This window comes from Bifidobacterium choladohabitans (genome assembly GCF_016102005.1).
GTDB classification, from domain to species: Bacteria; Actinomycetota; Actinomycetes; order Actinomycetales; family Bifidobacteriaceae; genus Bombiscardovia; species Bombiscardovia choladohabitans.
Genome location: NZ_JACFPL010000006.1, coordinates 1 through 3,333, shown reverse-complemented (window position 1 = coordinate 3,333; position 3,333 = coordinate 1). Strand labels below are relative to the sequence as shown.

Annotated in this window: 3 protein-coding genes; all 3 read right to left on the bottom strand. The window is 63.4% G+C overall.

Annotated features, from left to right (window positions below):
• Nucleotides 1-29: 29 nt before the first annotated feature.
• The 3 genes from H3S97_RS08450 to H3S97_RS08280 are packed head-to-tail and all read right to left on the bottom strand — an operon-like array spanning nucleotide 30 to nucleotide 3,072.
• Nucleotides 30-293: a hypothetical protein gene (locus H3S97_RS08450; protein ID WP_232356397.1), complete on the bottom strand. Its 264-nt coding sequence runs from the start codon at nucleotides 291-293 to the stop codon at nucleotides 30-32.
• 14 nt (nucleotides 294-307) lie between these two features.
• Nucleotides 308-2,344, bottom strand: coding sequence for an ABC transporter permease (locus H3S97_RS08285; protein WP_198220267.1), 2,037 nt, complete (start codon nucleotides 2,342-2,344; stop codon nucleotides 308-310).
• The gene (locus H3S97_RS08280) at nucleotides 2,341-3,072 is read right to left on the bottom strand and encodes an ABC transporter ATP-binding protein (RefSeq protein WP_029676375.1); all 732 of its coding nucleotides are present in this window, start codon (nucleotides 3,070-3,072) and stop codon (nucleotides 2,341-2,343) included. Before H3S97_RS08280 ends, H3S97_RS08285 begins: the two co-directional genes overlap by 4 nt.
• Between the last annotated feature and the right edge of the window lie 261 nt (nucleotides 3,073-3,333).

Below are 3,333 nucleotides of genomic sequence, written 5' to 3'. Positions count from 1 at the left end.
CCCGACCTATTAACAACCACCCAACACGCTTACAGCCACAAGGCCAAACCCCCAACATAAACAACGCGTTTAGTTCCTATAGCCCGCAATACAGCGCCAAGAATGAACAGTATTCCCAATTGCACCGCGATTAATACGATTGCTTTGTGTTGTTGCACGCCGTCTATGAGGGCTCCGCTGAGCTGTGGTTGCAGCAGGACGACCGCTTGTGCGAGGATTCCCAGCAGAAGGCTTGCCGTGTATGCAAGAATGTGCCCCGGCATGTATTTCCTGACGACGTGGATAAAGTTCATGGTTGGCCTGGCCTCTAGTGTTTTGTGGGTTGGTTCTTGTGGGTGAGGCGTGTGCAGAGGATGGTGGTGGCTATGGCGACGGCCAGGAGCAGGAGGGACATGGGTAGGAAGATGTCTGCGATGATGGGTGTGTGTTGTATGCCGACCCCGTCCCGGACGAAGCTTATCGCCACGGATGCCTCGGTGATGGCCACGGCGACGAGGGAGAGGATGATGCCGGCGGTGACGTCGAGTGTGGTCTCGATGGCCGCTGACCAGGCGAGGGCGCCGCGGGTGACGCCCATCTGGTTGAGGCGCCGGTTCTGCATGCGTCGTTCGCTGATTCCTATGGCTATAGATTGGACGAGGAATATCAGGGCCAGGATGGTGCCGCCGGCTATCATGAGCGGTGTTCCCTGCTGCTCCTTGATGCTGGTCTTGATGTAGTCGTCGATGAAGTCCTGCCTGTTCAAGGCGGTGATCTTGTGGGTGGTGTCCCTTATCTGTTGGGCTATGTCGTCGGCCTGGGTGTGGTCGCGGGCGGTGATGAAGGCGTACAGTCGGCCGTTCTCGCCCTCCCTGGGCAGGCCATCCTCGGTCGTGAGCATGTCCATGTTCACGTGGGGGGTGGTCTTGGGCGGCTCGATGACGGCCACGACCTGGACCTGGTGTCTTTTGTCGTGGCGGTCGATGAGGGTGATCGTGTCGCCCGGCTTGCGCTGGTTGTCGTATGCTCTGCTTATGGCCACCTTGCCGGCGCCCAGGTCGGCCAGGCTGCCCTGGAGCACCTTGGGGGCGGTGTCCTTGTGGCTGGGGTCGGCCAGGTCACGGGCCTGGGCCCAGGTGACCTGGAGGAAGGTGTCCATCTGGATGTTTCCGTGCTTGTCGGTCAGGACCCATTGCTGGGTCTGGTAGATGTCGGCTGTGCCGACCTCCCGTCCGAGCCCCTGCAGCGTGCGCGAGATCCTGCCGGCCTGGGACAGGTCGTCCGAGGAGGCCACCACGTCGGCCTTCATGGGCTCGATGCTGAGCACCACCGAGCTCATGCGGCCCGCCTGCATGATGAGGGTGAAGGAGACCAGAATGGTCAGCGCCATCATGGCCGGCAACGCTATGGCCGTGGCGCCTGCCCTGCCCCTGCGGACCCGTTGCCGGGCCAGCAGGCCCGGTCCGGCCGCGGTTTTTTCGGCCAGCAGGCCCAGCAGGGATGCTACCGGGGGGACCAGCAGGGGGGCGGCCACGTACACGGTGATTATCAGTAGGACGATCAAGCCCAGCAGCCGGTCGTAGGACTCCGAGCGGTCGACCGGCATGAAGGCGACCGTGATAGAGGCTAGGAACAGGGCCAGGGAGCATACGATCCGCAACCGGCTGGCCTTTTTGTCCTTGACGGCCGGTTGTGTCATCAGCTTCAGGGGGGTCTCGGCCCCGAGCCTGCGCGTGGCCAGCCACACGCCCAGCAGGCAGACCGCCATCATCAGGGCGAAGGCCACGGCCGCCACCCACAGGCGGGCCCTGGGGTGGAAGAGCAGGTCGATGTCCGTGGTGCCCATGGCCCTTATGAAGGCCATGCCCACAGGAACGGTCAGCAGGGATCCGGCCAGGCATCCCGCGGCGTCGGCCAGGGCCAGGGGCAGGGAGAACTCTCGCAGGGCCATGGCCACGACCTGTTTGCCCGAGGCGCCGTTGAGCCGCATCAGGCCGTATTCCCGGCGCCTTTCCTGGACCAGGAAGGACACCGATGACAGGACCAGGAACACCGTCACCAGCAGGCAGAACACCAGCGCGATCAGCGACACAGTGTTCAATGCCAGGTCGTAGTAGGCCTTGGTCAGAATGCGGTGGTAGGCGTTCAGGCCCTCCAGGCCGTGCAGGCCGTCGTAGGCCAGGCCCGCCTGACGTGCCTGCAGGGTCGCGCAGGACAGGGTCGTGGCGGCGAACACGGCCAGGCACATGATCCAGTAGGAGGAGCGGTGGGCCCTGACCAGGGAGAAGGACAGGCTGGCCCTTGTTGGCCGCTTGCGCCAGGGTCGGCTCGCCTGCTGGGCCGGGGAGGCCATGCCCGCGCTCACCGGTCGGCCCCGCTCAACGTGGTCTCGGCCAGGTGCATGGCCAGCTGCTCGGCCGTGCAGCCCGACCACACCGAGTGGATGCGGCCGTCGACCAGGAACACGGTGCTGCCAGCACGGGCCGCCACATCCGGGTCGTGGGTCACCATCAGCACCGTGGACCCCCGCGCCGCCACCTGGCCGAAGGCGTCCAGCACCAGCTGGGAGCCGGCGGTGTCCAGGGCGCCCGTCGGCTCGTCGGCAAAGACGACCGAGGGCCTCGAGGCCAAAGCCCTGGCCACCGCCACACGCTGCCGCTGCCCGCCCGACATGTCCGAGGGATAGACGTCGGCGAAACCATCCAGACCCACCGCCTGCAGGGCCCGCACGGCGTCGTCGACCTCGATGCGCGGCCCGCCGAAGAGGAAGGACAGCATCACGTTCTGCAGGCATGTGAACGCTTCGACGAGGTTGTAGTCCTGAAACACGAACCCGATCAGGTCACGCCTGACACGTGTCAGGTCGGCCTCTCCCATCCGGGCCAGGTCATGCTGCCCGATGTGCACCAAGCCCTGGTCGACCGGCAGCAGGCCCGAGGCGCAATTCAGCAGGGTCGACTTGCCCGCGCCCGAGGGCCCCATGATCGCCGTCCATGACCCAGGCGGGCATTGCAGGGACACGTCGGTGATGCCGGCCCCGCCCGAACCGTAATGATAGGAGACACCCTCAAGGGACAGAAACTCACCAGCCATACCCAGCCCCAATCCACAGCCCGACGAAACCCCGAGCACCATACGAATCCACAACGCGAAAAGCTACAGCGAACTTTACACTGAGACGCAATACAAGTATTGCTTGCGTGACGGTTAAAAGTCTTCCATAAATTATTGACAAAAAGATGCAATAAGTCAAAAGTTATTGTAAAGTAGGCCTATAGGAACTAAACGCGTTGTTTTAGGTTCTGTGTGTGGGTTTGGTTGTGTGTTGGTCAGAGTGTGGTGTTGGGGTATCTG